Genomic DNA, 20,263 nt, shown 5'->3' with positions numbered 1-20,263 from the left:
GAAGCGTTGCGGCGGTTGAGGAGGAAGGCGCGTTACCCGGCCATCGCCTCCTCGTACGCCGCCGAAAGCTCCAGCCACTGTTCCTCGGCATCGTTCAATTTGTCGACCGCCATGGAGCGCAGCTTGGCCTTCTCCGCCGCCTTGGCCGGGCTCTTCTCGTAGAGCGCCGGATCTGCAAGTTCCGTGTCAAGAAGCTGAATCTGCTTCTGCAGCTTCGCCGTCAGGGATTCGATTTCATTGATCTTTTTCTTCAGTGGGGCGAGCTGGGCGCGCCGGTCGGCATTCGCCTTGCGCAGGTCCGCCTTGCTGGCCTCGCCGCCGTTGGAGGCGGATTTCTCCCGGTCGTCCTTCTTGCCGGACTGGACGATGAGGCTGCGATATTCCTCCATGTCGCCGTCGAAGGTCTTCACCGTGCCGTTGTTGACCAGCCAGAGCCGGTCGACGGTCGCCTCGATGAGGTGCCGGTCGTGCGAGATGAGGATGACGGCGCCCTCGTAGTCGTTCAGCGCCTCGATCAGCGCGCGGCGGCTGTCGATGTCGAGATGGTTGGTCGGCTCGTCGAGGATGAGCAGGTTCGGTGCGTCGAAGGCCGCAAGGCCCATCAGGAGGCGCGCCTTCTCGCCGCCGGAAAGATCCTTGGCGGGTGTCGACATCTTCTCCGTCGCAAGCCCCATCTGCGCCACGCGGGCGCGCACCTTCGCTTCCGGCGCCTCCGGCATCAGCCTGCGCACATGCTCGACCGGCGACTGGTCGGGAACGAGGTCGTCGAGCTGGTGCTGGGCGAAGAAGCCGATCTTGAGGCCCGGCGCGCGTTTCACCGCACCCGATTCGGCCTCCAGCCGGCCGGAGATGAACTTGGCGAAGGTCGACTTGCCGTTGCCGTTCGAGCCGAGCAAGGCGATGCGGTCGTCATTGTCGATGCGAAGGTTGATCTGCTTCAGGATCGGCTTGCCCGGCACATAGCCGACCGCGCCGCCCTCGATGGCGACGATCGGCGAGGCCGGCTGCTTCTCCGGCTCCGGGAAGGTGATCGGCTGGACATGCGTCTCGACGACGGCGGCGACCGTGCCCATGCGCTCCAGCGCCTTGACGCGGCTCTGCGCCTGCTTGGCCTTGGTGGCCTTGGCCTTGAAACGGTCGATGAAGCTTTGCAGGTGTTTTCGCGCGGCCTCGTTCTTGGCTTTCGCCTTCATCTGCAATTCGTCGGCCTCGGCCTTCTGGCGCTCGAACTGGTCGTAGGAGCCGCGGTAGAAGGTCAGCTTCTGCTGGTCGAGATGCACGATGGCGTTGACGGCGGTGTTGAGGAGATCCCGGTCGTGGCTGATGATGATGACCGTGTGCGGATAGCGCCGCACATAGTCTTCCAGCCATAGCGTGCCTTCGAGGTCGAGATAGTTGGTCGGCTCGTCGAGCAGCAGGAGGTCCGGCTCGGAGAACAGCACCGCCGCCAGCGCCACGCGCATGCGCCAGCCGCCGGAAAAGCTCTTTGCCGGGCGCTGCTGCGCCTCGTGGTCGAAGCCGAGGCCGGCAAGGATGCTCGCCGCGCGGGCTTCCGCCGAATGGGCGCCGATATCGCCGAGGCGCGTCTGGATTTCGGCGATGCGGTGCGGATCGGTCGCCGTTTCCGCTTCCTTCAGGAGGCTGGCGCGCTCCTTGTCGGCGGCCAGCACGATCTCGATCAGCGGGTCGTCCGTGCCCGGCGCCTCCTGCGCCACCTGGCCGATGCGCGCGTTCTTCGGCAGCGAGATGCTGCCGGCTTCGGCGGCAAGCTGGCCGGTGATGACGCGGAACAGCGTGGACTTGCCGGTGCCATTGCGGCCGACGAGACCCACCTTCACCCCGCTCGGCAGCGAAAGGGAGGCGTTATCGATGAGGAGACGCCCGGCAACGCGGGCGGTGAGGCCGGAAATCGTGATCATGCCGGGTCTATAGAGCAATTCCAGCGAAAGTGCGAAGCGGTTTTGCGCCCGAAATGGCGTCAAAACAGAAAGCGGGGAAGGCGGCGGCGTCAGGCCGCCGCGCCGCCGCGATAGGCCCGGCCGGCCCGATCGGCGACTTCCGCCGAATAGATGCGCAGCGCAATGCCGGCGTCGCCCGCATAGGCGAGCGCCTGTTCCGCCTGGTCGTAGAACGTGGCCGGCGTTCTGGCCGCGTCGCTCATGGAGACGCCGGCCGTCAAGGTCAGGAAGCCGGCCGGCAGTTCCCGGTCCATGAAGGGGAAGGGCTTTTCCGCAACGCGCACGGCGATGCGGCGGGCGATCGTCACGGCGATCTCGCGGCTGACATTGGAGAGCAGCAGGCAGAAGACGTCCGGCCCGGTGCGCGCGACGAAATCCTCCTTCTTGACCGACCGGCGGAAGATGGCGGCAAGCCGCTTCAGCGTCTTTTCCGCAGCGCCCGCCGGATGGCTCTCGGCGAATTCCCTGAGCTGTTCGACGCGGAACATCAAAAGGGCCGAGGTCGCGTTGGCCGCCTCCGCCTGGAAGAAGGCCTTCAGCCGGCCGAGCAGCGCGGCATGGTTGCCAAGGCCGGTCACCGGGTCATGGGTCAGTGCTTCCCGGCTGACGGAAAGGCCCGAGCGCAGGCCATCGAGATGGGCCTGCAGGTCCTCCAGCCGTGCGGTGGACGCGCGGTCGGCCCCAAGGATGTCGCGCAGGATCGACAGCAGCCGGACCGTGTCGTTGGAAAAGTCGGAAATGCCGAGCACCGGGTCCTTGCGCATGCGGGCGGCGATTTCCTCCAGTTCCTGCAGGGCGGCCGCGCGATTGCGCCGGCTGGTTTCCGCCGCGCTCGAGATTTCGGCGAGCACGCGCACCGCTTCGCCCGCCGCCTGGCCTGCCGCCAGCACATTGTGGCTGGGCAGGGAATGGCGCAGCGCGATCGAATCGAGCGCTGCCTGTTCCGGTGCCTTGCCGAGCGCCGCGATCTCGCGCGCCACGCTCGCATTGCCGTTCAGCGCTTCGAAAAGCAGTTCGTAGTTGCGCGGCAGGCCGGCAATGCCGAGATTGGCCATCACATGCGCGATGCGCGCCGTGATCGGCGGAACGGCGGGCTGCGTGTCTTTCGGGGTGGTGCTGTCTTTGCTGCTCATGAAACGCCGTCGGGTGGCGCGCGGGCGGGGCCAGCGCTCGGGGAAGGTCGGCGTAACTATCGGATTGCACGGTTAATTTTACGTGTGCTGAAGAAAGATTCAGGTCAAAGTTGACGATGCGCAAGCCCGCTTGCGCGGGGTGCAGCGGCATCACGCGGACGCCGCCGCACGGGGATATGGTTCAGGACCTCATGCCGTCCGCCGGGCGAGCGGGATCACCCGCATCACCTGCCCGATCACGGTCGAACGGGCCGGTTCCTTGCTGCGGGGCGCGCGATTTTGCTGGAGTTCGCGCATCGCTGCCGCATAACCCTCCGCGCGGGCTTCCTTCAGCGCCACTTCGAAGGTCTTCTCGATTACCGGATAGCACTCCTCCGGCAGGTAGGCATTCGGGGCATCGGTACCGTAAACCCGTGCCATCTTGCAAAGCGTACTGCCGAGCAGGGCTGCCCACTCTTCGGTCGTTCTTGCCATTGTTCTTCCCTCTTTCAGGAGAGGCCTGTGCCGTCCCGCACCAGCCCCGATGGCAGCGACTATCCCATTACCGATCGCCCGTGCCTGTCACTTGGGTGACAGGACGGAGCAGCCCCCAAAATCGATGCCGAGCGCTCCCATACCGTGCAACTGTATCACCACTATTGCAGGAACAGGAAGGGTCACTCACCCTAAAATTTATAGGAATTTCGATCCCTCGGTACGCACGAAGGAGATGAGGTCCAGCGTGATGCTCGGTCCGCCCACCATGGTCAGCATGGCGTGGCACTGGCCGCGATGGTGGGTCTGGTGGTTGAACATGTGGGTGAGGGCGGGGCCGAGCGGGTGGGTGATGACCGCCGGATTGGTGAGCGGGCTATAGGTGAAATCGGCGGCGATCGCCGCTTCCGAAAGCGAATCGGTATAGGCGATCAGGCGTGCGTCTTCCGCCTGCCGCGCCGCCGCAAGGCCGGCAAGATCCTCGTGGAGGATCGCATCGAGGCGTGCCGGCGCATCGCCGCTGCCCGTGAAGCGCTTCATCCAGATCCGGTCGGCGGCGAGCAGATGGTTCAGCGTGCCATGCAGCGAGCCGAAGAAGGCGCCGAGGTTCCGGCGAAAGGCCTCGTCGTCGAGCTTGCCGACCTCGGCGTAAAGCGTGCGGTTGGCCCAGGCATTGTAGGCGGCGAACATGCGGTAGTGGTCGAGCATCGTTGTCTCCGTGATCTGCCGCAACTATAGCCGAAGCGCGCATCGGCCGCGTGAATGTCACCCATGAAATTATCTGATTTGCGCACGGCGCCGTCCTGCGCTCCAATGGCGGCAAACCGAAACGAGGCTTTGATGACCCGATTGCTCTACGCGCTTTCCGGCGCCGACCGGACCCGCCAGTTCTCGCCCCATGTGTGGAAGACGGTGATGTCGCTCGCCCACAAGGGCCTTGCCTACGAGACGGTCCCGGTCGGCTTCACCGAGATCCCGGCCATCGAGGGCGGCAGCACGGCGACGGTGCCGCTCCTGCGCGACGGCGACCGGCTGGTGCGCGACAGTTTCGACATCGCCCTCTATCTCGACGAGGCCTATCCCGACCGGCCGTCGCTGTTCGGCGGGGAGGGCGGCAAGGCGATGGCCCGCTTCATCGAGAACTGGTCGCAATCCACCCTGCACATGGCCGTCACCCGTATCGCCATCCTCGACATCCACAACCTGCTGGAGCCCGCCGACCAGGTCTATTTCCGCCGCAGCCGCGAGGAGCGCCTCGGCGCCTCGCTGGAGGACATCGCGGCGGCCGGCAAGGCGGAGGTCGAGGGCTTCGCCAAGAAGCTCCAGCCGCTGCGCAACATGCTGAAGGTTCAGCCCTTCATCGGCGGTGAAGGCCCGCTTTTCCCCGATTACATCGTCTTCGGCGCGCTGCAGTGGCTGCGCACGACGGCAGGCACGAAAGTGCTGGAGGAGGGCGATCCCGTCGCCGGCTGGTTCGCCCGCTGCCTCGACCTGCACGGCGGCGTCGGCCACCGTGTGACGGCGGCGTGAAACTTTGCCGCTGACGGCGCCAATCGCGGCGCCCCTCTTGTTTTGCGGGGCGTTGGCGGCTATGGAACCGGCCACTTTCACCGGAAAACCAAGGGAAACGGGAAAATGGCGATTGAACGCACCTTTTCGATGATCAAGCCGGACGCGACGAAGCGCAACCTGACCGGCGCGATCACCAAGATGCTCGAAGACGCGGGCCTGCGCGTCGTTGCTTCCAAGCGCGTCTGGATGAGCAAGCGCGAAGCCGAAGGCTTCTACGCCGTTCACAAGGAGCGTCCGTTCTTCGGCGAGCTCGTTGAAGGCATGACCTCCGGCCCGACGGTCGTCCAGGTCCTGGAAGGCGAGAACGCCATCCTGAAGAACCGCGAAGTCATGGGCGCCACCAACCCGGCCAACGCCGACGAGGGCACGATCCGCAAGACGCATGCCCTGTCGATCGGCGAGAACTCGGTTCACGGCTCGGACGCTCCGGAAACCGCTGCCCAGGAAATCAAGTACTGGTTCTCCGACACCGAAATCGTCGGCTGAATCGGTTTGTCCGGCTCCGGCCGGAAGCCTTTGACGTGATTTGGAAACCGGAGCCGATAGGCTCCGGTTTTTCATTGTGCCGGATCGAACTTGAAGAGCGGCTGGCCGGCCAGGAGCAGCGCTTCGGCCGGGTGGCGCAGATAGCTCCGGCAGCCGCGATCGAGGCGAATTGCAAGATCCGTGGCGAGGGCAAGCCTTGTTTCGACCGGCTCGACGGCAAGGACGAAATCGGCAAGGCGCGCATGATCGCCGCCGGCAAACAGCAGTTCCGCGACGATCGGCGCCTTGACCGGGTCTTTGGCGAGCGGTGTCAGCGGCACGGATTTCAGGGATTTGGAAAGCTCCACCCACAAGGGCCATTCCGCCTGGAATTTCAGGCTGATGTCCATCGGCATGTCCGGAGGGACATCGGATTTGCCGGCGAGGTAGGGAGCGAGCGTGTCGATCGCCACGACCCGGTCGATGAGGTCCCGTACCGAGACATTGCCGGTCCGGGGCACGACGCGGCGCGTATTGATGGGTATGCTTTCGAGCGTCGAGTCGACCACGGCGGGATCGGGCCCTGCGGCGCGAAGAGCCCTGTAGGCCACCAGCCATGCCGGATCGAGAAGACCCTCCGGCCTGACCCGCCCGGCCGTGATCTCGGCCAGAACCACCTCTGCCACCTTTGCTGTCGAGGCGATATCGCCGGTCTGGTTCACATAGGTCATCAGGAAATCGCGTTCCGGCTCCTTCGCCGCCGCGATCCAGACGGTGTGCAGGCTTTTCTGCGTCGCCTGGGCCGCGGCGTCAGGCACCGGAAGCCGCGGCAGGGCCGGACTGCCGACGAGCGCCGGCGCCCAGCTCCAGAGCTGCGTCAGGTCCGCAAGCCTGGTCGTGTCGGGAAAGCCTGCAACGAAGACCGGCCAGGCATTCGGGTCGCGCTGGCTCGCAACGAGCCCTGCCTGAAGGAAGAACAGCTTGTGGCGGCCCGCCGATGCGGCGAGTTTGGCCTTTTCCTCATCGGGCCGGTCAGCGATGGCGGGCACGATCCGCCCGCTGAGCGAGACTTGCCGCTCCGGCGGCAGGCCGGCGATCGCGGCCAGCAACCTGTCGCCATCCCCATGCAGCAGGATCGCACGCACGGTGGAAATCAGCCCGTTGAGCTGAACCGGATCGGCATCGCCCAGCGCATCGAACCCGTCGCGCGCCGCATCGAGGGCGCCGGCAAGATCGATCGCCTCGCGCACGCCGGCATCGCGCAGTCCGTGGGCGAGGGCTGTCGCCTCGTCCATGGAAAGCCCGCCGTAGCGGATCTTCAGATAGGCCGCTTCCGCCCCGAAACCCCGCGCCTTCAAGCGCGGCAGTTTCTCCCGGTCCGCCAGTACCGTATCCGAAAAGGCAAGGATTACGGGCTTTGCCGGACAGGCCGCTGCCTCCTCGGCATGGGCCGCAGGGGAGAACACTAAAAAGCCGAAAGCCAGGGCAGCCAGGAAACGCATGTGTCCGATCCTCCGGGAGCAGCTTTGGATGGAACGCGCGATCCCTGGCGAATATTCGTCAGCTGGCGGGACACGTCGCCGTTTCGAAATGCGCGGGCGTCTTGCCGTCCTTGAACACCTCCGGATTCCTGTCGTAGCCGGGACCGACGACCAGGGCCTTTGCCGGCAGGATGCTCTGGTCGGCACTGGAGGTGACCTGGGTTTCCAGGCTTTGCAGCACCGCACCGTCGGGCCCGACGACCTGGATGGCCACCTTGTAGGGCACGCCCTTCTTCACGCAGGAAATGTCCGGGCTCTCCAGCGCGACGCGGGTGAGATTGGCGAACAGCTTGCGCTCCAGCGTCAGCGGCGCGCCGCCCGCCGGATTCTCGAACTCGGCCCGCACCACGGAACCTTCCGGCACCGGCGCGGTGCGGTCGAGCGTCACCATGTAGGTGGCATAGGCGAGGCGGTAGTTGAAGACGAACATCTTGCCCGTCAGCTTCAGCGGATCGGTTCCCGCCTCGCGCTGGCAGGCGGCAAGGACGAGCAGGAGCGGCAGCAGGATCAGCCAGGATTTTTTCATGGCCGTGTCTCCTCGCGGTTGCGGTGGTAATGGCGGCTGGCCTTTGCCCGGTTGCCGCAGACGGCCATGTCGCACCAGGCGCGCGAGCGGTTGCGGCTGCGGTCGAGAAAGAGCCAATGGCAGTTCGGGCAGATCTTCAGCCGCTCCGGCTCCGGATGTGCCAGCAGCAGGAGGGCGGAGCGCGCCGTCGCGGTATCGAGCGCCCGCGGCCGGTTGCCCGAGCGGCGCAGCGTGGCGGCGATGGCCTCCAGGAGGTCGGCAAGCAGCGCCGGCGTCCCATGGCCTCGCACTTCGGCGCGAAAATGCCGGTCGATCGCCTCGCGCAGCGCGATCAGCCCCGCGCGTCCATCCTCGCTCACCGCCTCGAGCGGGCCGAAACGCGCATGCTCCGCCCCGTGCCTGTCCGCCCCGGCGGGGAAGGCGTCCATGATGGCGGGATCGGCGAAACGGTCGATCCGCCGATCGGGATCGCCGCGCAGCACCACGGAATTGGCGACATCGAGGGCGAGCGCGCCGCCGGAGAAACGATGCGGGGTCCAGGAAAAGGTCATGCGATATTCTAACTGGTAAAAGTCTTTTTGCCAGTTATAATTTCCAGCACGGTTCCAGAAGGGCAGGCAGTGGCTTCCCGGGAGGCGTGCGTGACAATGCGGGAAAGCCCGGAACCGCCATGGCCTATTTCCTCCAGCAGATCGCCAATGCCGCGCCCGTTGCCGCGCTCTATGCGGCACTCGCCTTCGGCTATTCGATCGCCTTTGCCGTGACGCGCCGGGCGGATGTCGCCTATGGCGCACTCTTCGCCTTCGCCGCGCAGATGTTCATCCTGTTTTCCGGTTACGGCTGGGACCGGTTGTGGCTGGTGCTGCCCGCCGCGCTCGGCTTCGGCGCGGTCGTGGCGCTGCTCTACGGCGTCGGCGCCGGCCTCGTCGTCGGGCGCCATGTCATGCGCCCGCTCGCCTTCTCCTCGGACAATACGGTGGTGGTCGCCGCGCTCGGCGTCGTGCTGGTGTTGATGGAGACGGCGCGGCTCGCCGCGGACACCCGCAGCCTCTGGCTGCCGCCCTTCCTCAACACGCCGGTCGTGCTGTGGGGCGATCCGGCCTTTCCTGTCGCACTGACGGTGCTGCAACTGGCGAACACCGCGGCCATGGCCGCCATCGTCCTTGCCGGCCACGTCTTCCTCGCCCGTTCCGCCTGGGGCCGGCGCTGGCGGGCGGTCTCCGAGGACCGGCAGGCGGCGGAACTCTGCGGCGTCGATACCGCGGGCGTCTACCTTTCGGCCTATGCGCTGGCGGCATTGATCGCCAGCCTCACCGGCATCCTCGCCGTCTCCTACTACGGCAACATGGATTTCGGCGGCGGCCTCGTCTTCGGGGTGAAGGTGCTGTTCATCGCCGCCATCGGCGGGGCGGGCACGCCGCTGCTCTCCGCCCTCGGCGGCGCGGCCATGGGTCTCGCCGAGACGCTGTGGAGCGCCTATGGCGAATTCTTATGGCGCGACCTGGTGATCTTTTCCGCGCTCGTCCTGCTGCTGGTCATTTTCCGGCGGGAGCGGCCGGTGCCGTAGAGGGTGTGCCGTGCGGGTGGATCCTCGGGTCGAGCCCGAGGATGACGGAGAGGAGGAGAGGTTGCCTGACCGTCAAACGGTGCGGCAAAAGGCAACATGGCTGGTCTGTATGCCCTGCCTTCTGGCGTCATCCTCGGGCTCGACCCGAGGATCCACGCGACATGGCACACCATGGCGCGGATTTCCGCTACGACCACGCCTCCCGCGCCCTGTCGTCGCTTTCCTTGGCATCCACCCAGCCGCCCTCGCTACCATCGGCAAAGTGCTCTTTCTTCCAGAAAGGAGCGGAGGTCTTCAAGAAATCCATGACGAAGGAGGCGCCGTCGAAGGCGGCGTGGCGGTGCGGGGCGAGCGCGATGACGAGCACGATGTTCTCGCCCGGCGCGATCTTGCCGACACGATGGATGGCGGTAATGCCGAGAAGCGAGAAACGCTCCACGGCCTTCCGGCAGATGCGGCCGATCTCGGCCTCGGCCATGCCGGGATAATGTTCGAGCTCCAGCGCGGAAAGCCTGCCGCCCTCGTCGCGGCAGAGGCCGGTGAAGGTGACGACGGCGCCGGCATCGCGCCGCCCGGCGGCAAGGCGGGCGGCTTCCGCGGCGGCGTCGAAATCCTCCGTCTGGACACGCACGACGACCGGGACGTCGCCGGTCATCGCTCAGCCTCCCGTCATCGGCGGGAAGAGGGCGATCTCGCGGGCATCGAGGATGGGCTCGTCGTGCTCGACATGCTCCTGGTTGATCGCGATGCGGATGACCTTCTCATGCTCCAGCGCGTGGGCATAGTCCTCGCCGAGCGTCTTCAGATAGGCGAGCAGGTCGCCGCCGGTCCTGACGGAGGCGGGCAGGTCGATCTCCTCCTCGCCCTTGCCGATCCGTTCGCGCACCCAGGCGAAATAGACGAGCTTCGTCATCTCACTCGTCCACGATGTGCTTCAGGCCGACGCGGAAATAGTCGTAGCCGGTATACATGGTGATGAGCGCGGCGGCCCAGAGCAGGGTGATGCCGATCTCGGTCGTGTAGGGCAGGATCTTGTCGCCGGCGGGGCCGGCCAAGAGGAAGGCGATGGCGAACATCTGGATCGCTGTCTTCCACTTGGCGATGCGCGTGACGGGCACGCTGACCTTGAGGTCGGCGAGATATTCGCGCAGGCCCGAGACGAGGATCTCGCGGCACAGGATGATGATCGCGGCCCAGATCGTCCAGCCGGCGATGGTGCCGTCCGCGGCCATCAGGAGCAGAACCGAGGCGACCAGCAGCTTGTCGGCGATCGGGTCGAGCATGCGGCCGATATTCGACGTCTGGTTCCAGATGCGGGCGAGGTAACCATCGAGGTAGTCGGTGATCGAGGCGACGACGAACAGCCAGAAGGCCGCCCAGCGCGCAAAGTCCGACGATTCCAGCCGCCCTTCGACGAAGAAGCAGAGAACGATCAGCGGAACGGCCACGATACGGCCGTAGGTGAGGAGGTTGGGTATGCTGTATGCGCGGGAAGCCATGGATTCTTCAGTCTCGACAGGTTTGCGGCTAGATGAGGTCTTTGTGACAGCGCCGTCAACCTTTGTTTCCGGCAATTCTTGGCGAATTTACGGAGCGTGGGCGAATGTCGCGGCCATTCGCGGAAAACGCCGCGAATTCTGCGGGGCCGGCGGGCTCATGTCGGCGGCTTGCCGTCCGTCGTGAAGGCGGCGGAAAAGCGCTTGCCGTCCGACAGCGTGCCCTCGCAGGCAATCGTGGCCGACCCCTTCGTCGGATTGCCGAAACCGCAGGTGCCCGTTGCCGGAAAGACATCCGGCTGGTCCGGCGTGTCCTTGCGGCTGACGATCACCTTGTCGAGGTTGATGACGTCCGTATCCGGCGTCGGATTGTCGCCGTCCATGCCGGTGAAGGTGACGATCCGGCCGTCGTCGAGCACGAAGTAGAAGCCGACGCGGCCGTTCGGATAGGTGACGTTGAGCAGCTTTTGCGAGCACGCCTCGCTGAACCGGAGGTCGCCGACAACGAGCTCGGCGCAGGTTCCGCTGACGCCCAGCATCTGCGCATCGCCGACCTGCGTCTGCGCGATGGCGGCCGTTGCGAGAAGGCAGAGGCCGAAGGGCACGATCTTGCGGAAGACGGTCATGGCGCCTCGCTCTCGAATGAAGGAATGCCGTATGGGCACCCTAGCACCCGCCGGCAGGCCGGGCCAGCTATCCCGCCGCGTCGTCGTGGAAATGGTTGTAGACGATGCGCGCGACGCTTTCCGAAATGCCGGCGACCGCCATCAGGTCGGCCATCGCCGCGCGGGAGACGGCCTTGGCGGTGCCGAAATGCTGCAGCAGGGCGCGCTTGCGCGTCGGGCCGACGCCGGCGATCTCGTCGAGCGGGTTCTTCACCATCTCCTTCTTGCGCCGCGCCCGGTGCGAGCCGATGGCGAAGCGGTGCGCCTCGTCGCGCAGGCGCTGCACGAAATAGAGCACGGGATCGCGCGGCGGCAGGGAGAAATCCGCAAGGCCCTTCATGAAGAAGCGCTCGCGCCCGGCCTCGCGGTCGGCGCCCTTGGCGACGCCGATGGCGATGACCTGGTCCGTGATGCCGAGCTCTTCGAGGATGGCGCGCACCGCCGTCATCTGGCCCTGGCCGCCGTCGATGAGGATGACGTCGGGCCAGGCGGGGAAGGGGAGGTCCGCCGCGTCCGCGCCCTGGTCCGCGCTGCGGTCCGGCAGGCCCTCTTCCTTGATGAGGCGCGAGAAGCGCCGGGTCATCACTTCCTTCATCATGCCGAAGTCGTCGCCGGGCGTGATGTCGGTCGATTTGATGTTGAACTTGCGGTACTGCCCCTTCACGAAGCCTTCCGGCCCCGCCACCACCATGCCGCCGACGGCATTGGTGCCCATGATGTGGGAGTTGTCGTAGATCTCGATGCGGCGTGGCACGTAAGGCAGCTTGAAGGTGGCGGCGAAACCATCCAGCAGGCGCGATTGCGAGGCCGTCTCCGCCAGCTTGCGGCCGTGCGCCTCACGGGCATTGGCGACGACATGGTCGACAAGGTCCTTCTTCTCGCCGCGCTGCGGCACGGAGATGGCGACCTTGTAGTTCGAGCGCTCGGAAAGCGCCTGGCTGAGCAGGTCCATTTCCTCGACGGTCTGCGAAAGCAGGATCTGCCGGGGACAGGGCTTGTCGTCGTAGAACTGGGCTAGGAAGGCGTTCAGCACCTCGCTGCCAGAAAGCTGCGGGTCGGCCTTCGGGAAATAGGCGCGGTTGCCCCAGTTCTGCCCGGTGCGGAAGAAGAAGACCTGGATGCAGGAGATGCCGCCCTCGTGGTGGATGGCGAAGACGTCGGCCTCCTCCACGCCGGCCGGGTTGATGCCCTGGTGGCTCTGGACATGGCTGAGCGCCGCCAGCCGGTCGCGATAGACGGCGGCGCGCTCGAAATCGAGCTCCTCGGCGGCGTCATTCATGGCCGCGGCCATGTGCGCCTTCACCTTCTGGCTTTTTCCCGAGAGAAAATCCTTCGCCTCCTGCACCAGCTCCGCATAGTCCGCATCGCGGATCTCGTGGGTGCAGGGGCCGGAACAGCGCTTGATCTGGTAGAGCAGGCAGGGCCGCGTGCGCGTCTCGAAGACGCTGTCGGTGCAGGTGCGCAGGAGGAAGGCGCGCTGCAGCGAATTGATCGTGCGGCCCACCGCGCCGGCCGAGGCGAAGGGGCCGAAATAGTCGCCCTTGCGGCTGCGCGCGCCACGATGCTTGAAGATCGCCGGCGCGCGCGTGTCGCCCGTCACGAGGATGTAGGGGAAGGACTTGTCGTCGCGCAGGAGCACGTTGAAGCGCGGGCGCAGGCGCTTGATGAGGTTCGCCTCCAAGAGCAGCGCCTCGGTCTCGGTGCGCGTGGTGACGAACTCCATGTTCGCTGTCTGGCGGATCATCTGCGTGATGCGGTTGGAGTGGCCGCGGCCCTGCGCATAGTTCGTCACGCGCTTCTTCAGGCTGCGCGCCTTGCCGACATAGAGCACGTCGCCCGCCGCGTTGAACATGCGGTAGACGCCGGGGCTGTTCGGCAGGCGCTTGACGAAGAGCTGGATCAGCTCGGCGCCGATGACGCCCTCCGGCACGTCGCCGCCCTCGTTCCAGTCGATCCCCGGAGTGGCGATGCCGGGCGCGACGGCGACCGTCGCCGCGGGAGATTCCTGCAGCTCGTCCTCGTCGTCCGTCTCGTTCTCGTCATAGAGGATGCCGCCATCCTCCACCTTCCGGCCATTCATTCGGCTATTCCCCCGACATCGGGTGTTTCCCAGGCGAGATGCTGCCCGCCGTCGAGCGCTATCATTTGCCCGGTAATGGATGGCGTGTCGAACAAAAAGCGAACTGTGCGGCCGAATTCGTCGAGACCGGGCCCGCGGCGCAGGATCAGGCCCTCCACCTGCGCCTGGAAGGCGGCCTCGTCCTGCCGCTCGTTCGGCAGCGACGGGCCGGGGCCGATGGCATTGACGCGCACGCGCGGGGCAAAGCTCTGCGCCATGGTGCGGGTCGCCATCCACAACGCTGATTTGGAGAGCGTGTAGGAATAGTAGCGCGGCGTTGGGTTCCAGACGCGCTGGTCGATGATGTTGACGATCGAACCCGGTGCGCCCTCGGGAAGCTGGCGCACGAAATCGCGCGCGAGGATCGACGGCGCCTTCACATGCACGGCGAAATGCCGCTCCCACAGCGCATCGTCGAATGCCTCCACGGTGTCGGGCTTGAAGAGCGAGGCGTTGTTGACGAGGAGGCCGATAGGGCCGAGGGCGTCCGCCGCCGTGCCGATCAGCCGGCTTGTGGCCGCCCCGTCCGCAAGGTCGCATTGCACGGCGACGGTGCTTCCGCCGCCGGCATTGAAGGCGCGGGCCATCGCCTCGGCGTCTTCCAGGGACGTGTTGGCATGGATGGCGACGGCGAAACCGTGTGCCACGAGGTCTTCCACGATGGCCTTGCCGATGCGTTTCGCGCCGCCCGTCACGAGGGCCGTCCTGGGGGGCTTGTTCACGAAATTCCGTCCTGCCGATTCATTTGATTAACCGGCCCAAGATATAGACATCCCGGCGCAGGCTTAAACTCCCCCATGACAATTGGTTGCAGAAAAATTAACTGCAAAAGCGACTTCAAAGTAATTTGAAGTATATTTTACCGATTTTTGTACTTATTGATTTTATGGTTAATAAATCGCCTGGTGCGCAAAAGTCACATCCAATTTGTGCCGCCTCGCTGCCACAATCATTTCACATTTTGGCTCTTTCAATTCCTCAATCTTTATTCAATTTCCGCTCAACCGGGCGGGACTGAATTGGAAATGACGATGCCCGATCGCCTCCCACAGAGGGCGTCGTTCAGTAAAGGAGAATATCATGCGTACACTCATCGCCACCCTCATCGCTTCGACCGTCTCCATGGTCGCTTTCCAGGCTGCTCACGCTGCCGACGCCATCGACGATATCCCGCAGGCTCCGGCCGCTGAATATTCCGAGCCGGTTGCCGGCGGCAACTGGGCCGGCGCCTATGCCGGTGGTACGGCAAGCTGGCAGCGCGGCGACTTCAGCCGCCAGGGCGACGCCAAGGCAAACGGCCTCGGCGGCGGCGTCTACGGCGGCTACAACATGCAGAACGGCCAGCTCGTCTATGGCGGCGAAGCCGACCTGAACTATTCGGGCGTCGATGCCGAGCGCAACGGCCTGAAGGGCAAACAGGGCGTCAACGGCTCGATCCGCGGCCGCGTCGGTGTCGACCTGAACCCGGTCCTCGTCTACGGCACGGCCGGTATTGCCGGCACGAATGTCGAGATGAAGAACGCCGCCGGCAAGGACGACCGCAACATGGTCGGCTGGACCGCCGGTGCCGGTGCCGAAGCCTTCGTGACCAACAACGTCACGGCGCGTATCGAATACCGCTACAGCGACTACCAGAAGAAGGGCTTCAACCTCGGCGGCACCAAGGTGAAGTCGGGCTTCGAAGACCACAGCGTCCGCGTCGGTCTCGGCGTGAAGTTCTAAGCCAAACGGCTTTGGAAGCGGAAAAGGCCGGGCGAAAGCCCGGCCTTTTCTGCGTTTGGGGAATGTGGTTGCCCCTCACCCTAACCCTCTCCCCGCAAGCGGCAGGCGAATTGCATATGGATGAGGCGGCGCGTCCTGCCCCTTCTCCCCCGCGGGGAGAAGGTCGCGGCAGCGGGATGAGGGGGTGGCGCAGACGTCAGACGGTGTGCAAGCCCCCTCATCCGGCCCTTCGGACCACCTTCTCCCCGCGGGGGAGAAGGGGAAAGCAGCAGCGTGCTGTCATATGCAATTCGCCTGCTCAAGGGGAGAGGGGAGCTGTCCCACCAACGGCTATTGGTAGAGGAAACCGATGCGGCATATCCCCTTCGCCCCGCTTGCGGGGAGAACGTGGCCGGCAGGCCGGATGAGGGGCGAACCGTCAATCCTTGAACTGCGCGTAATCCGGGAAAACCGCCTCGAAGCGGGAGAGGAAGCGCTTCAGCTTGGGCCGGCCGCGCTGCCATTTGCCGGCAAAACGCAATTCGATGTAGCGCAGCATCGCGGCCAGCGCGAAGTGGCCGGCATGCGCCTTCCTGGCGAGGCGGGGCATGTTGGCTTCGAGATGGTCGAGCGCACGCTCGACCTTGTGCCACTGCCGGTCGATCCAGGGCTGGTGGACCTTCTCCTCCGGCCGCGAGCGGCGTTCGTAGACGATGGCGAGCAGGCTGTCGCAGATGCCGTCGGCGGTCGCCTCCAGCACGTCCACCTCCGTGCGTTTTGCCGCATTGCGCGGATAGAGCGTGCCCTTCGTCTGGCGGTCGATATAGTTCATGATCGCACGGCTGTCGTAGACGGCAAGGCCCTCGTCGGTCACCAGCGTCGGAATCTTGCCGAGCGGGTTGGCGGCCAGCAGCTCCGCCGGGTCGGCATTGGTGTCGGTCGCGACCGATCGCGCGTTAAGGCCGGCGAAATGCGCGGCCATGCGCACCTTGGTGGAATAGGGCGAGGCACTCGAATAGAAGATCTTCATCAGCGGCATCCTGTTCTGGGGCAAGTCCGACAAAAGGGCGAAGCGGTTTTGCGTCCGCAATCGCATTGAAAGAAGCGTTAGAGCGCTTTCGCGTTTCGAAGAAAAGCGGAAACGCGTTAGCGAATGGGCGGTTGTTCGATGGATCCGGCACGGCAGCCGGCGCGGTCGACGGCAGGGCAGGTGCGGAAGGAAAGCGCCGTAGTCATGCAGATGCGGACCTCCTCCAGCCGGCCGTCCCCGCAGGTGACCGCGATGCCCTTGCGGTCGAGGCCGGGATTGGCGGCGATGAAGGCCGCCTCCACCGCATCGGGGGAAAGCCGGGCACCGCCGCGCTGCGGCGTGAGGTCGGCGGGAATGCCGATGCGTTCGAAGGCCGCGCGCGTCACGGCAAAATAGTCCTTCTGGCTGAGGCCCGAGCAGGAGCCGTGCTTGCGCCATTGATGGCCGACCAGCCCCATGGAGGGAATGATGTCGAGCACGGTGCGGCCGAGGTTCTCCGGCACGCGGTCCGGCTGGCGCGTCGGGCAGAATTCCGGATAGCCGCGCTCGTTCTGCGGCCAGAGGCCGTGCACGATGAAGCCGTTGTTCTCGCCGCGCCGGCACTGCTGCGTCCGGCCGCCGGCATCGTTGTCCGCGCACCAGGTCGGCGACCAGGAGAGCGACAGCACGTAGAAATCGAACCCCTTGCCGAGCGGCACCGCCCCGCGCGTTTCCGGCGCCTTGCGGCTCACCTCCGTCTTCGGCTTTTCGGCCGGCTTGTCCTCGCTGCAGCCGGCAGGCAGCGCGAGCCCGGCGAGCAGCAGACAGAGGGGGCGGGCGAGGGGGAAGGAAAGCAGCCGGCTCATCGTTCGGCGGCTGCGAGGAATGGCGTCATGAAGGTCTCCCGGTTCGGCGCGCGATTGTTGCCGCCGGACGGCAAAGGTCAAGAGGCCTTCGTTTCCCCCGCGAGCCAGAAGGCGCGGGCCGAGGCGAAGCGGTCCTGCGCCAGCCGCTCCTTGAGGAAGGGCAGCAGCACGTCGAGCTCCTGCTTCAGCGTATAGGGCGGATTGACGACGATGAGGCCGGAGCCCGTCAGTCCCGTCGTCTCGCGGTCGCTCTTCACCGAAAGCTCCGCGCAGAGCATCTTGGGAATGCCCGTCGCCTTCAGCGCCTTGTGGAAGGCGGCGATGGGGGCGTTCTTCTTCAGCGGGTACCACAGGCAATAGACCCCGCCGGCAAAGCGACGCACCGCCTTTTCCAGTCCCTCCACCAGCCGCTCGTATTCGCCCTCGATCTCGAAGGGCGGATCGACCAGCACGATGCCGCGCTTCTCCTTCGGCGGCAGGTGCGCGCCGAGCGACAGCCAGCCGTCGAGCCTGGTGATGCGGCTCTGGAAGTCGCCGTCGAACAGCCGGTGCAGCGTCTCGTAGTCATCCGGGTGCAGTTCCATGGCGGAGAGCCGGTCCTGCGGGCGGAAGAGCTGGCGCGCCAGTTTCGGCGAGCCGGGATACCAGGTCAGCCCGCCTTGCGGATTGAGGTCCTGGACGGCCTTCAGGTAGGGGGCGAGGATATCGGCCACCGGAGAAGGCAGGTCGCCGTCGAGAAGCCGGCCGATGCCGTCGCGCCATTCGCCGGTCTTCTGCGCTTCCTCGCTCGAAAGGTCGTAGAGGCCGATGCCGGCATGGGTGTCGAGCACGCGAAAGGCTTTGTCCTTGCCCTGCATATAGAGGACGAGGCGGGCGAGCACGGCATGTTTCAGCACGTCCGCGAAATTGCCGGCATGGTAGATGTGGCGGTAGTTCATTTCAGGCCCCGTGCGACGCCCGCGATCATCCGCGCTGATGCGACGATGAATTGTTGCAATGGTAGAATGATTTGCCTTTTGGCACTTCGTGCTCTGCAATATAGAAAAGCCATGAACGTTGCGACCCCCCATCTCGGAAAACCGCGCATCGGCCATTCGGCCTGTCCGCATGACTGTCCCTCCACCTGCGCCCTCGATGTCGAGATAAGCGCGGATGGACGCATCGGCCGCGTCAAGGGCAGCGCCGACAACAGCTACACGGCCGGCGTCATCTGCGCCAAGGTCGCCCGCTATGCCGACCGCCTCTACCATCCCGACCGGCTGATGAAGCCGCTGGTGCGCAGGGGCGGGAAGGGCGGCGGCGAATGGGCCGACATTTCCTGGGAAGCCGCGCTCGACGCCATTGCCGAAAGCTTCGTCAAGGCCGAGCAGGCCCATGGCAGCGAGGCGGTCTGGCCCTATTTCTACGCCGGCACGATGGGCCTCGTTCAGCGCGATTCCATCGATCGCCTGCGCCACGCCAAGCGCTATTCCGGCTTCTTCGGCTCGATCTGTACCAATCCGGCCTGGACCGGCTTCACGATGGGCGCGGGAACGCTGCGCGGCCCCGATCCGCGCGAGATGGCGAAATCCGATTGCGTGGTGATCTGGGGCACCAATCCGGTCTCCACCCAGGTCAACGTGATGACCCATGCGGTGAAGGCGCGCAAGGAGCGCGGCGCGAAGATCGTCGTCATCGACATCTACGACAACCCGACGATGAAGCAGGCGGACATCGCGCTGAAGTTGCGCCCCGGCACGGATGCCGCGCTCGCCTGCGCCGTCATGCACGTCGCGTTCCGCGACGGCTATGCCGACCGCGCGTACATGGAAAGATATGCCGACGATCCGGCGGGCCTCGAAGCGCATCTTGCAACGCGCAACCCGGAATGGGCGGCCGGCATCACCGGCCTCGGCGTCGCGGAGATCGAGGCCTTCGCCGCCCTGGTCGGACGCACGAGGAAGAGCTTCTTCCGCCTCGGCTACGGCTTCACCCGCAGCCGCAACGGCGCGGTCTCCATGCATGCGGCGCTTTCGGTCGCCACCGTGCTCGGCTCCTGGCAATACGAGGGCGGCGGCGCCTTCCACAGCAATTCCGACATCTTCCACCTGCGCAAGGCAGAGCTGACGGGCGCAAGGATGGCGGACAGCGACATCCGCATGCTCGACCAGTCGCAGATCGGCCGCGTCCTCACTGGCGATGCCGTCGCGCTGCGCGGGCGCGGCCCCGTCACCGCCATGCTCATCCAGAACACCAACCCGGCGAACGTGGCGCCGGAGCAGCGCCTGGTGAAGCAGGGCTTCCTGCGCGACGACCTCTTCGTCGCGGTGCACGAGCATTTCATGACCGATACGGCAAGGCTCGCCGATATCGTGCTGCCCGCCACCATGTTCGTCGAGCACGACGATATCTACCGCGGCGGCGGCCACCAGCACATCCTGCTCGGCCCCAAGCTCGTGGAGCCGCCGGCCACCGTGCGCACCAATCTCTTCGTCATCGAGGAACTGGCCAAGCGCCTCGGCGTCGGAGGCATGCCGGGCTTCGGCCTGTCCGAGCGCGAGCACATCACCCGCATGCTGCCTTATTACGAGATGGATTTCGACAGGCTGGGCGAGGAGAAGTGGATCGACTGCCAGCCGGATTTCGACACCGCGCATTTCGTGAAGGGGTTCGGCTTTCCGGACGGGAAATTCCGCTTCAGGCCGAACTGGACGAACACGCCGGCGCCCAACCGGCCGCCCAGGGCGCTCGGCGCCTTCGGCCCGCACGAGGCGCTGCCGGCCTTCCCGGATCATGTGGCGATCATCGAGACGCCGGATGCGGATCATCCCTTCCGCCTCGCCACGTCGCCCGCCCGCACCTTCCTCAACTCCACCTTCACGGAGACGAAGGGTTCGCGCGAGCGCGAGGGCCGGCCGGAGGTGATGATCCATCCCGAGGACGCGGCGGCGAACGGCATCGCGGACGGCGATATCGTGCAGCTCGGCAATCCCCGCGGCGATATCCGCCTGCATGCCAGGGTCACCGACGGCGCGAAACCCGGCGTCCTGATCGCCGAGGGCATCTGGCCGAATTCCGCCCATCTCGACGGGGAGGGCATCAATGTCCTGACCGGCGCCGATCCGGTCGCGCCCTATGGCGGCGCCGCCTTCCACGACAACCGCGTCTGGCTGCGCAAGGCCTGAATTTTCA

21 protein-coding genes are annotated in these 20,263 nt (G+C 65.7%); 5 read left to right on the top strand and 16 right to left on the bottom strand.

Annotation, left to right across the window (positions count from 1 at the left end):
- Nucleotides 1-32 precede the first annotated feature (32 nt).
- The 4 genes from MUU56_RS03795 to MUU56_RS03780 all read right to left on the bottom strand — a co-directional run bounded on the left by MUU56_RS03795 (nucleotide 33) and on the right by MUU56_RS03780 (nucleotide 4,273).
- Complete coding sequence (locus tag MUU56_RS03795; RefSeq protein ID WP_244765958.1) at nucleotides 33-1,919, bottom strand: ABC-F family ATP-binding cassette domain-containing protein; 1,887 nt, start codon at nucleotides 1,917-1,919, stop codon at nucleotides 33-35.
- 89 nt (nucleotides 1,920-2,008) lie between these two features.
- Nucleotides 2,009-3,091, bottom strand: coding sequence for a GGDEF domain-containing protein (locus MUU56_RS03790; RefSeq protein WP_244765957.1), 1,083 nt, complete (start codon nucleotides 3,089-3,091; stop codon nucleotides 2,009-2,011).
- Between the two features lie 189 nt (nucleotides 3,092-3,280).
- Complete coding sequence (locus MUU56_RS03785; protein WP_244765956.1) at nucleotides 3,281-3,565, bottom strand: hypothetical protein; 285 nt, start codon at nucleotides 3,563-3,565, stop codon at nucleotides 3,281-3,283.
- Between the two features lie 198 nt (nucleotides 3,566-3,763).
- The gene (locus MUU56_RS03780) at nucleotides 3,764-4,273 is read right to left on the bottom strand and encodes a DinB family protein (RefSeq protein ID WP_244765955.1); all 510 of its coding nucleotides are present in this window, start codon (nucleotides 4,271-4,273) and stop codon (nucleotides 3,764-3,766) included.
- Nucleotides 4,274-4,405: 132 nt separating this feature from the next.
- On the opposite strand from MUU56_RS03780, the gene MUU56_RS03775 reads away from it, so the two are divergent.
- Complete coding sequence (locus MUU56_RS03775; RefSeq protein ID WP_244765954.1) at nucleotides 4,406-5,095, top strand: glutathione S-transferase family protein; 690 nt, start codon at nucleotides 4,406-4,408, stop codon at nucleotides 5,093-5,095.
- A 105-nt stretch (nucleotides 5,096-5,200) separates the two neighbouring features.
- A complete protein-coding gene (ndk, locus tag MUU56_RS03770; protein ID WP_064329673.1) occupies nucleotides 5,201-5,623 on the top strand; it encodes a nucleoside-diphosphate kinase in 423 nt (140 codons plus the stop codon).
- A 71-nt stretch (nucleotides 5,624-5,694) separates the two neighbouring features.
- Here ndk and MUU56_RS03765 read toward each other — a convergent pair whose 3' ends face one another.
- Genes MUU56_RS03765 through MUU56_RS03755 form a run of 3 tightly spaced genes read right to left on the bottom strand, consistent with a single transcriptional unit; the run spans nucleotide 5,695 to nucleotide 8,220 of the window.
- On the bottom strand, nucleotides 5,695-7,104 hold the full coding sequence (locus MUU56_RS03765; RefSeq protein ID WP_244765953.1) for a hypothetical protein: 1,410 nt from the start codon (nucleotides 7,102-7,104) through the stop codon (nucleotides 5,695-5,697).
- A 58-nt stretch (nucleotides 7,105-7,162) separates the two neighbouring features.
- On the bottom strand, nucleotides 7,163-7,669 hold the full coding sequence (locus MUU56_RS03760) for a hypothetical protein (protein WP_244765952.1): 507 nt from the start codon (nucleotides 7,667-7,669) through the stop codon (nucleotides 7,163-7,165).
- Nucleotides 7,666-8,220 (bottom strand): CGNR zinc finger domain-containing protein, encoded by a 555-nt coding sequence (locus tag MUU56_RS03755; RefSeq protein WP_244765951.1) that lies wholly within the window; start codon nucleotides 8,218-8,220, stop codon nucleotides 7,666-7,668. Before MUU56_RS03755 ends, MUU56_RS03760 begins: the two co-directional genes overlap by 4 nt.
- A 119-nt stretch (nucleotides 8,221-8,339) precedes the next feature.
- Here MUU56_RS03755 and MUU56_RS03750 point away from each other — a divergent pair, with 119 nt between their 5' ends.
- Nucleotides 8,340-9,236, top strand: coding sequence for a branched-chain amino acid ABC transporter permease (locus MUU56_RS03750; RefSeq protein ID WP_244765950.1), 897 nt, complete (start codon nucleotides 8,340-8,342; stop codon nucleotides 9,234-9,236).
- Between the two features lie 187 nt (nucleotides 9,237-9,423).
- On the opposite strand, the gene MUU56_RS03745 is transcribed toward MUU56_RS03750, so the two are convergent.
- From MUU56_RS03745 to MUU56_RS03720, 6 genes are all read right to left on the bottom strand, one after another.
- Nucleotides 9,424-9,891 carry a molybdenum cofactor biosynthesis protein MoaE gene (locus tag MUU56_RS03745; RefSeq protein ID WP_244765949.1) on the bottom strand — a complete coding sequence of 156 codons (468 nt, stop codon included), beginning with the start codon at nucleotides 9,889-9,891 and terminating at the stop codon, nucleotides 9,424-9,426.
- A 3-nt stretch (nucleotides 9,892-9,894) separates the two neighbouring features.
- Entirely contained in the window at nucleotides 9,895-10,149 is a 255-nt protein-coding gene (moaD, locus tag MUU56_RS03740) for a molybdopterin converting factor subunit 1 (RefSeq protein ID WP_244765948.1), read from the bottom strand.
- Between the two features lies 1 nt (nucleotide 10,150).
- Nucleotides 10,151-10,735, bottom strand: coding sequence for a CDP-diacylglycerol--glycerol-3-phosphate 3-phosphatidyltransferase (gene pgsA, locus MUU56_RS03735; RefSeq protein WP_244765947.1), 585 nt, complete (start codon nucleotides 10,733-10,735; stop codon nucleotides 10,151-10,153).
- Nucleotides 10,736-10,890: 155 nt separating this feature from the next.
- Nucleotides 10,891-11,358, bottom strand: coding sequence for a hypothetical protein (locus tag MUU56_RS03730; protein ID WP_244765946.1), 468 nt, complete (start codon nucleotides 11,356-11,358; stop codon nucleotides 10,891-10,893).
- A gap of 67 nt (nucleotides 11,359-11,425) precedes the next feature.
- Entirely contained in the window at nucleotides 11,426-13,477 is a 2,052-nt protein-coding gene (gene uvrC / locus MUU56_RS03725; RefSeq protein ID WP_244765945.1) for an excinuclease ABC subunit UvrC, read from the bottom strand.
- Nucleotides 13,474-14,238, bottom strand: a complete 765-nt coding sequence (locus MUU56_RS03720; protein ID WP_244765944.1) for an SDR family oxidoreductase — start codon at nucleotides 14,236-14,238, stop codon at nucleotides 13,474-13,476. Before MUU56_RS03720 ends, uvrC begins: the two co-directional genes overlap by 4 nt.
- A 358-nt stretch (nucleotides 14,239-14,596) precedes the next feature.
- Between MUU56_RS03720 and MUU56_RS03715 the strand changes: the two genes are divergently transcribed.
- Nucleotides 14,597-15,238 (top strand): outer membrane protein, encoded by a 642-nt coding sequence (locus tag MUU56_RS03715; protein WP_244765943.1) that lies wholly within the window; start codon nucleotides 14,597-14,599, stop codon nucleotides 15,236-15,238.
- 418 nt (nucleotides 15,239-15,656) lie between these two features.
- Here MUU56_RS03715 and MUU56_RS03710 read toward each other — a convergent pair whose 3' ends face one another.
- The 3 genes from MUU56_RS03710 to MUU56_RS03700 form a co-directional block, all read right to left on the bottom strand.
- The gene (locus MUU56_RS03710) at nucleotides 15,657-16,250 is read right to left on the bottom strand and encodes a glutathione S-transferase (protein WP_244766011.1); all 594 of its coding nucleotides are present in this window, start codon (nucleotides 16,248-16,250) and stop codon (nucleotides 15,657-15,659) included.
- Between the two features lie 113 nt (nucleotides 16,251-16,363).
- Nucleotides 16,364-17,092: a ribonuclease T2 family protein gene (locus MUU56_RS03705; RefSeq protein ID WP_244765942.1), complete on the bottom strand. Its 729-nt coding sequence runs from the start codon at nucleotides 17,090-17,092 to the stop codon at nucleotides 16,364-16,366.
- 77 nt (nucleotides 17,093-17,169) lie between these two features.
- Nucleotides 17,170-18,030 (bottom strand): 23S rRNA (adenine(2030)-N(6))-methyltransferase RlmJ, encoded by an 861-nt coding sequence (locus MUU56_RS03700; RefSeq protein ID WP_244765941.1) that lies wholly within the window; start codon nucleotides 18,028-18,030, stop codon nucleotides 17,170-17,172.
- A gap of 45 nt (nucleotides 18,031-18,075) precedes the next feature.
- Here MUU56_RS03700 and MUU56_RS03695 point away from each other — a divergent pair, with 45 nt between their 5' ends.
- Nucleotides 18,076-20,256: a molybdopterin-containing oxidoreductase family protein gene (locus MUU56_RS03695; RefSeq protein ID WP_244765940.1), complete on the top strand. Its 2,181-nt coding sequence runs from the start codon at nucleotides 18,076-18,078 to the stop codon at nucleotides 20,254-20,256.
- Nucleotides 20,257-20,263 lie beyond the last annotated feature (7 nt).

Origin of the sequence: Shinella yambaruensis, from assembly GCF_022899355.1 — a bacterium.
Taxonomy (GTDB): Bacteria; Pseudomonadota; Alphaproteobacteria; order Rhizobiales; family Rhizobiaceae; genus Shinella; species Shinella yambaruensis.
This window is presented reverse-complemented; position numbering and strand designations above follow the sequence as displayed.

Bases quoted from the DNA above. Each gene is read 5' to 3' on its own strand.
- ndk (WP_064329673.1), top strand. From the start codon at position 5,201: ATGGCGATTGAACGCACCTTTTCGATGATCAAGCCGGACGCGACGAAG.
- MUU56_RS03700 (WP_244765941.1), bottom strand. From the start codon at position 18,030: ATGAACTACCGCCACATCTACCATGCCGGCAATTTCGCGGACGTGCTG.
- MUU56_RS03775 (WP_244765954.1), top strand. From the start codon at position 4,406: ATGACCCGATTGCTCTACGCGCTTTCCGGCGCCGACCGGACCCGCCAG.
- MUU56_RS03785 (WP_244765956.1), bottom strand. From the start codon at position 3,565: ATGGCAAGAACGACCGAAGAGTGGGCAGCCCTGCTCGGCAGTACGCTT.
- moaD (WP_244765948.1), bottom strand. From the start codon at position 10,149: ATGACGAAGCTCGTCTATTTCGCCTGGGTGCGCGAACGGATCGGCAAG.
- MUU56_RS03745 (WP_244765949.1), bottom strand. From the start codon at position 9,891: ATGACCGGCGACGTCCCGGTCGTCGTGCGTGTCCAGACGGAGGATTTC.
- pgsA (WP_244765947.1), bottom strand. From the start codon at position 10,735: ATGGCTTCCCGCGCATACAGCATACCCAACCTCCTCACCTACGGCCGT.
- MUU56_RS03790 (WP_244765957.1), bottom strand. From the start codon at position 3,091: ATGAGCAGCAAAGACAGCACCACCCCGAAAGACACGCAGCCCGCCGTT.
- MUU56_RS03730 (WP_244765946.1), bottom strand. From the start codon at position 11,358: ATGACCGTCTTCCGCAAGATCGTGCCCTTCGGCCTCTGCCTTCTCGCA.
- MUU56_RS03755 (WP_244765951.1), bottom strand. From the start codon at position 8,220: ATGACCTTTTCCTGGACCCCGCATCGTTTCTCCGGCGGCGCGCTCGCC.
- MUU56_RS03795 (WP_244765958.1), bottom strand. From the start codon at position 1,919: ATGATCACGATTTCCGGCCTCACCGCCCGCGTTGCCGGGCGTCTCCTC.
- MUU56_RS03695 (WP_244765940.1), top strand. From the start codon at position 18,076: ATGAATTGTTGCAATGGTAGAATGATTTGCCTTTTGGCACTTCGTGCT.
- uvrC (WP_244765945.1), bottom strand. From the start codon at position 13,477: ATGAATGGCCGGAAGGTGGAGGATGGCGGCATCCTCTATGACGAGAAC.
- MUU56_RS03760 (WP_244765952.1), bottom strand. From the start codon at position 7,669: ATGAAAAAATCCTGGCTGATCCTGCTGCCGCTCCTGCTCGTCCTTGCC.
- MUU56_RS03780 (WP_244765955.1), bottom strand. From the start codon at position 4,273: ATGCTCGACCACTACCGCATGTTCGCCGCCTACAATGCCTGGGCCAAC.
- MUU56_RS03705 (WP_244765942.1), bottom strand. From the start codon at position 17,092: ATGAGCCGGCTGCTTTCCTTCCCCCTCGCCCGCCCCCTCTGTCTGCTG.
- MUU56_RS03765 (WP_244765953.1), bottom strand. From the start codon at position 7,104: ATGCGTTTCCTGGCTGCCCTGGCTTTCGGCTTTTTAGTGTTCTCCCCT.
- MUU56_RS03750 (WP_244765950.1), top strand. From the start codon at position 8,340: ATGGCCTATTTCCTCCAGCAGATCGCCAATGCCGCGCCCGTTGCCGCG.
- MUU56_RS03715 (WP_244765943.1), top strand. From the start codon at position 14,597: ATGCGTACACTCATCGCCACCCTCATCGCTTCGACCGTCTCCATGGTC.